Below are 6,669 nucleotides of genomic sequence, written 5' to 3' on the forward strand. Positions count from 1 at the left end.
CGGCCGCGCCGAGGAGGCCGCCGCCTCGGGACGCCTCGGCATGGCCTCGAGCATCCGGGGCCGGCTGCGTGACCTCGGCGGCGAGGCGACGTGGACCTCCGCGCCCGGCACGGGGTGCACCGTCGTGCTGACCGCCCCCAAGGACCTGGAACCCCTCGCACCCCGCCGTTCCGCATGACCGTCGTCCCGGAAAGAGCCTGCTCATGACCCTGCGTGTCCTCGTCGCCGATGACCACCCGCTCTGGCGTGATGCTCTCGTGGCCGACCTCGAGAAGGCCGGCTACGACGTCGTCGGCTCCGCCGCGGACGGCCCGTCCGCGGTGAACCGGACCAAGGCCACCCGGCCGGACGTGCTCCTGCTGGACCTGAACCTGCCGGGCCTGCACGGCGCCGACGTCTGCGCCCAAGTGGCCGGGCTGGCGACCCGGGTGCTCATCCTGTCGGCGAGCGGGGAGGAGCGGGATGTGCTGGCCGCGATGAAGGCGGGCGCATCCGGCTACCTCGTCAAGTCGGCCACCCCCGAGGAGATCCGGGCCGCCGTCGACGCGACCGGCCGGGGTGAGGCCACATTCACTCCGGGTCTGGCCGGCCTCGTGCTGGGGGAGTACCGCAAGCTCGCGAACGAGCCCGCCCCCGACGAACGCCCCATCCCGCAACTGACCGAGCGCGAGACCGAGATCCTGCGGCTGGTCGCAATGGGCTTGTCCAGCAAGGAGATTGCCGAGCAACTCGTCATCTCCCACCGGACCGTGCAAAACCACGTCCAGAACACTCTCGGCAAGCTGCAGTTGCACAACCGGGTCGAGCTGACCCGCTTCGCCATCGAGCACGGCCTCGACGAGCCCTGACCCCAGTCGAGATGTCACTCCTTCGCCCGGCCGGCTTCCGGTATACGGGCGGGGCGTCCGGATACTGAACAGCCACATATCCTGTCCGGGTGACGACGACCGCCGCTCCGATGAGTATGTTGCTCGATGGGCCCGCGCGCCCTGCCGCGCAGCAGCCGGTGTGGCCCGACGATGGCGCGCTCAAGGGCGCGATCGAGACTCTCGCCTCGATGCCACCCATCGTCTTCGCCGGCGAATGCGATCTGATGCGTCAGCGCATGGCGGCCGCCTCCCGGGGTGAGGCCTTCGTCCTCCAGGGCGGCGACTGCGCCGAAACCTTCGTCAATGCCACGGCTGACAACATCCGCGACCGCGTCAAGACGCTCCTGCAGATGGCGGCTGTCCTGACCTATGGCGCGTCGGTGCCGGTGGTCAAGGTCGGGAGGATGGCCGGCCAGTACGCCAAGCCGCGTAGCAGCGACACCGAGACCCGGGCGGGGGTGACGCACCCGGCCTATCGCGGCGACATGGTCAACGACTACGACTTCAGCGCCGACGCCCGCCGCCCGGACCCGCAACGGCTCGTGCGTGCCTACCACGCCTCCACGGCGACTCTCAACCTCGTTCGGGCCTTCACCACCGGCGGGTATGCCGATCTGCGGCACGTCCACGAGTGGAACAAGGGCTTCGTCTCGACGCCGGCCAATGCGGCATACGAACGGCTTGCCAGGGACATCGACAAGGCGATGAAGTTCATGGCCGCTTGCGGAGCGGACTTCGACGCGATGCGCCAGGTCGAGTTCTTCGCGGCGCACGAGGCGCTGCTGCTCGACTACGAGCGCCCGCTGACCCGCATCGACTCGCGCACCGGCAAGCTCTATGACACCTCCGGTCACTTCATCTGGGTCGGGGAGCGCACCCGGCAGCTCGATGGGGCGCACCTCGACTTCATCTCACGCGTGCACAACCCCGTGGGGGTGAAGCTGTCGGCGAAATCCGATCCCGCCTATATCGAGCAGCTGATGGATCTCGTCGATCCCGAGCGCGAACCCGGCCGGTTGACCTTCATCACCCGGATGGGCGCCGCGCAGGTGCGCGACGCGCTCCCGGGCGTGATCGAGGCCGCCACCAAGGCTGGGTCTGCTGCGACGTGGATCTGTGATCCCATGCACGGCAACACTTTTGAGTCCGCGAGTGGGTTCAAGACGCGCGACTTCGACGACATCGTCGAGGAGGTGCGCGGCTTCTTCGACGTGCACCGTGCGCTCGGGACGGTGCCCGGCGGTATGCACGTCGAACTGACCGGCAATGACGTCACCGAATGCCTCGGCGGAGCCGAGAAGATCCTCGACGCCGACCTCGCGCAGCGGTATGAGAGTGTGTGCGACCCCCGCCTGAACCACCGGCAGGGTCTCGAGCTGGCCTTCCTCGTCGCCGAGATGCTGGCTCGCGACTGATGGCGCCGTATGCCGTCGACCTCCTTTCCGACACGCTGACCCGCCCCTCGGCGGGGATGCGCGCCGCCATGGCCGAGGCAGAGGTCGGCGACGACGTCTTCGGTGAGGACCCCACGGTCGCGCGACTCGAGGCGCGGGTCGCGGAGTTTCTCGGGCACGAGGCCGGATTGTTCTCGCCGACCGGCTCCCTCGCGAATCAGCTCGGACTGCGGCTGCACGTGAAGCCCGGGCAGGAGCTGATCGCCGATTCGATGGCGCACATTCTGCGCGCGGAACTCGGTGCGGCAGCGGCCTTTTCGGGCATCACATCGCGCACCTGGGTCTCCGACCGGGGCCGCCCGACGCCGGAGCAGGTGCTCTCGCTGATGGCCGCCGAGGCGAGCCCGTATCACGTGGCCACTGCGCTCATCGAACTCGAGAACACCCACAACTTCGGCGGCGGCAGCATCCTGCCGCTCGCCACCATCGAGGCGATCCGCGCCGGCTCCGAGCCGCACGGGGTGGCGATGCACCTCGACGGTGCCCGCCTCTGGAACGCCCACGTGGCGACGGGAATCGAGCTCGCGGCATACGGCCGGCTCTTCGAGACCGTCTCGGTGTGCCTCTCCAAAGGCCTTGGCGCACCGGTCGGTTCGGTGCTCGTCGGGTCCGCCGACGCCATGGCCGAGGCACGGATCTGGCGCAAACGCTATGGCGCGGGGATGCGCCAGGCCGGCATCCTCGCCGCAGCCGGACTCTATGCCCTCGACCACAACATCGCGCGCCTCGCCGAGGATCATGCGCGAGCGCGCCGCTTCGCCGAGGCTGTGGGTTCCGTTGCGCCCGTGGTCGATCCGGCGCAGGTCGAGACCAATATCGTCATCCTCGACCTGACCGACCACGCGCTCAGCGCGCCGCAGGCCGTCTCCGGCTTCGCCCAGCATGGCGTCCGCGCCTACGCGCTCAGCCACACCCACGTCCGGCTCGTCTGGCACCTCGACGTCGACGACGCCAGCACCGACCTCGCGATCGAGGCCGCCCGGGCAACCCTGGGCTGACGCCGGCCAGCTCCTCGTTGCCGGGCCTGGTTGTCGTTGCGGGGCCAGGTTCTCGTCGAGACGGGCCAGGTTCTCGTTGTGGGGCCTGGCTATTTCCAGGCCCCACGACGACAAGCCGGCCCGGGTCGGAGGAGGAGCCGCCTCAGAGCTGAGGCACCCCGGCGAGCGCGGCCGTGAGGGCTTCCTCGGAGAGCGCCTCGTCGGCAAGTCCGCCGGCCAGGTAGCTCTCGTAGGCGCCCAACTCGAGCATGCCGTGCCCGGACAGGCCGACGACGATGACCTTGTCCTCTCCGGACTCTGCGCACGCCAAGGCCTCCTGGCGGGCCAAGGCGATCGCGTGGGACGACTCTGGCGCCGGCACGATCCCCTCGGTGCGCGCGAATTCGATTGCGGCAGCGAAGCATTCGTTCTGGTGCAAGGCGACTGCCGCGATGTGGCCCTCGTGGACCAGGTGCGATACGAGCGGTGCCATGCCGTGATAGCGCAGGCCGCCGGCGTGGATCGCCGAGGGGACGAAGTCGTGACCCAGGGTGTACATCTTCATCAGCGGCGTCAGACCGGCCGTGTCTCCGAAGTCGTAGCGGTATTCGCCTCGGGTCAGGGTCGGGCAGGCCGCGGGCTCGACGGCGATCAGACGAGGGTTCTGCTTGCCCGCGAGCTTCTCCCGGACGAAGGGGAACGTCAGGCCGGCCAGGTTGGAGCCGCCGCCGGCGCAGCCGATGACGAGGTCGGCGCCGGACTCGCCCGCCTTGGCCAGCTGCAGCAGCGCCTCCTCACCGATCACCGTCTGGTGCAGCAGGACGTGGTTGAGCACCGAGCCGAGGGCGTACTTCACGTCGTCCTGTTGAGCGGCGACCTCGACGGCCTCGGAGATGGCGATGCCGAGGCTGCCCGGGTGGCCCTCGGGGAAGGCGCGCCCGGATTCGGTGTCGCGGGTGGGGGAGCGGAAGACGGTGGCGCCGAAGGTCTCCATCAACGTGCGCCGAGCGGGCTTGGAGTCGAAGGACGCGCCCACCTGCCAGACGTCGCAGTGCATTCCGAAGAGACTGCACGCGAAGGCCAGGGCCGTGCCCCACTGGCCGGCGCCGGTCTCCGTCGTCAGGCGGGTGATGCCATTGATGGAGTTGTAATAGGCCTGCGGCACAGACGTATTCGTTTTGTGCGACCCGGCCGGCGAGACGCCCTCGTATTTGTAGTAGATGCGGGCAGGCGTGGCGAGTTTGGCCTCCAATCGGCGAGCCCGGAACAGCGGCGAGGGCCGCCAGAGCCGGTAGACCTCGCGCACCGCTCGGGGGATCTCGACGAAACGCTCGGCGGTCACCTCCTGGGCGATGAGCTCCGGTGGGAAGAGTCCGGACAGGTCATCCGGGCCGACCGGCTGATGGGTGCCGGGGTGCAGCGGCGGGGGAGGAGGCGTGGGCAGGTCGGCGACGACGTTGTACCAGTGGGTCGGCATCTCGGAGTCGTCGAGGAGGTACTTCACGGCTTCATCGGACACGAGCGCTCCCGGCATCGGATCGGTGGGGTCGGCTGCTCACCCTAGCGGCGCCCACTCCCTCGCGAAACGGGCATCTCAGGGTGCGTCGTGGTGGAGTGCTTCGGAGGGACGCTCATCGTCGATGACGTCGTCGACGGCGCGGCCGCGCAGCTCGGACAGATACATCGCCGCCAACACCAACCCGCCGCCCAGCAGCATCCGGCCGGTCAGCGACTCGCCACCGAAGAGCACGGCGAAGAAGGCGGCGAACACCGGCTCGGTGGTCATGATGATCGCCGCCCGGGTCGGGTGCACGTGCGCCTGCGCCCACGTCTGCGCCCACAGAGCGAAGGCGCCGGCGACCAGCGCCATATAGAGCAGCGAGGTCCACTGGCCTCCGGTTGCCGGCAGCGTGATGCCGCCCGGCAGGGCCGCCACGAGCGCGACGAGCGAGATCACGGCGGCCTGGATGCACGCCATACCGGTCGCCTCGGCGGGCGTCGACCATCGGCCCAGGCCCACGATGTGCAGCGCATAGAGCAAGGCGGCGGCCAGCGTCAGCGACTCGCCGAGCCCCACCGCGAACCCGCGCAACGACAGCACCCCCAGGCCGACTGTCGCCAGAGCGACGGCCACCCACATCACCCCCGGCAACCGCTCGCGCAACAGCAGTGCGCCGAGGATCGGGGTCAGCACGACATACGCCCCGGTGACGAAACCCGACACCGACGCCGAGGTGTGCTCCAACCCGACGGTCTGCAGGATCTGCGCCGTGCCGTAGAGCGCACCCAACAACAAGGAGGTGCGAACCGCGTTGCGCGGCAACGACATCACGTGGCGGTGGAACACCAGGTTCATCGCGAGCGCGGCGATGGCGAAGCGCACCACAAGGAAGTCCGCCGACGGCACGTGCGCGACGAGATCCTTGATGAGGAAGAAGGTGGAGCCCCACGTGGCGGTCATCGCGAGCAGCAGGAGCGTCGCGACGATCCGCGTCCGGTCGGAGTGTGGTCCGGCGGGAGCGCTCATACGATCGTGATGGTGACAGTCGAACCCTTCGGGGCCTGCTCCCCGCCGCCCGGGGTCTGGCCGGTGCACACGTCGAGAGGCGCCCCGAGGAATTTCTCGACCTTGACCGCGAAGCCGGCCGCTTCGAGGGTGGCCACGGCCTTGGCTTCGCCCAGGTTGAACACGCTCGGCACCTCGACCATCTCAGGGCCCTTGGAGACCTGGACGGTGATCGTGGCCCCCCGCACGACCTGGCCCTCGGCCGGTGTCTGGGCCACGATCCGGCCCTGCTCGACGTCGGTGGAGTAGACCTGCTCACCCTCGACGACGGTCAAGCCCACGGCGGTCGCCGCGGCCTGCGCCTCCTCGAGCGTCATCCCCCGGTAGGTGGGCACGTCGATCGGCTGCGGCCCGTCGCTGACGACGATCGTGACCTTGTCTCCGCGCTTGAGCTCGGTGCCCGCGACCGGTGTGGAGGAGACGACCCGGCCCTTCTCGACCGTGTCGGAGTAGGCCCGCGTGACCTCCCCTTCGAGATTGCGCGCCGCCAAGCGCGCCAGCGCGGTCTTGTAGGTGATGCCTGCGACGACGGGCACCTCATACCGTTCCTTGCCCTTGGAGATCGTCAGGGTGACGTCCTCGCCGCGCCGCAACGAGGCGCCCTCGCCGGGGGTAGCGGAGATGACCACGCCCTTCGCCACCGTCTCGCTGAACGCCTGAACGTCCTTGGCGTCGAGGTGCGCCGTCTCCAGAGCCGCATGTGCTTGTGCCCGAGTTAGATTCGACAGCTGCGGCACGGTGGTGGGAGCACCGGGACCGGCGAGGAAGTACCAGCCGGCGGCCGCCGCGCCCGCGAGCAGGGC

General features: G+C 69.5%; 6 protein-coding genes. 3 read left to right on the forward strand and 3 right to left on the reverse strand.

Features of this window, described 5'->3' with window-relative positions:
- Window positions 1–203 precede the first annotated feature (203 nt).
- From BN11_RS13710 to BN11_RS13720, 3 genes are all read left to right on the forward strand, one after another.
- Window positions 204–848, forward strand: a complete 645-nt coding sequence (locus BN11_RS13710) for a response regulator (RefSeq protein WP_048698534.1) — start codon at window positions 204–206, stop codon at window positions 846–848.
- A 110-nt stretch (window positions 849–958) separates the two neighbouring features.
- Window positions 959–2,284, forward strand: a complete 1,326-nt coding sequence (locus BN11_RS13715) for a class II 3-deoxy-7-phosphoheptulonate synthase (protein WP_048698536.1) — start codon at window positions 959–961, stop codon at window positions 2,282–2,284.
- The gene (locus BN11_RS13720; RefSeq protein WP_048698538.1) at window positions 2,284–3,321 is read left to right on the forward strand and encodes a threonine aldolase family protein; all 1,038 of its coding nucleotides are present in this window, start codon (window positions 2,284–2,286) and stop codon (window positions 3,319–3,321) included. Before BN11_RS13715 ends, BN11_RS13720 begins: the two co-directional genes overlap by 1 nt.
- Window positions 3,322–3,463: 142 nt before the next feature.
- Here the strand turns inward: BN11_RS13720 and BN11_RS13725 are convergent, their stop codons facing one another.
- From BN11_RS13725 to BN11_RS13735, 3 genes are all read right to left on the reverse strand, one after another.
- Window positions 3,464–4,804, reverse strand: a complete 1,341-nt coding sequence (locus BN11_RS13725; RefSeq protein ID WP_456152339.1) for a TrpB-like pyridoxal phosphate-dependent enzyme — start codon at window positions 4,802–4,804, stop codon at window positions 3,464–3,466.
- Window positions 4,805–4,894: 90 nt separating this feature from the next.
- On the reverse strand, window positions 4,895–5,827 hold the full coding sequence (locus tag BN11_RS13730; RefSeq protein ID WP_048698543.1) for a DMT family transporter: 933 nt from the start codon (window positions 5,825–5,827) through the stop codon (window positions 4,895–4,897).
- On the reverse strand, window positions 5,824–6,669 hold an 846-nt coding region (locus BN11_RS13735), incomplete at its 5' end, for a Stk1 family PASTA domain-containing Ser/Thr kinase (RefSeq protein ID WP_048698545.1). The genes BN11_RS13735 and BN11_RS13730, both read right to left, overlap by 4 nt.

The sequence above is a fragment of the Nostocoides australiense Ben110 genome (assembly GCF_001050535.1).
In the GTDB taxonomy this organism is placed as follows: Bacteria; Actinomycetota; Actinomycetes; order Actinomycetales; family Dermatophilaceae; genus Nostocoides_A; species Nostocoides_A australiense.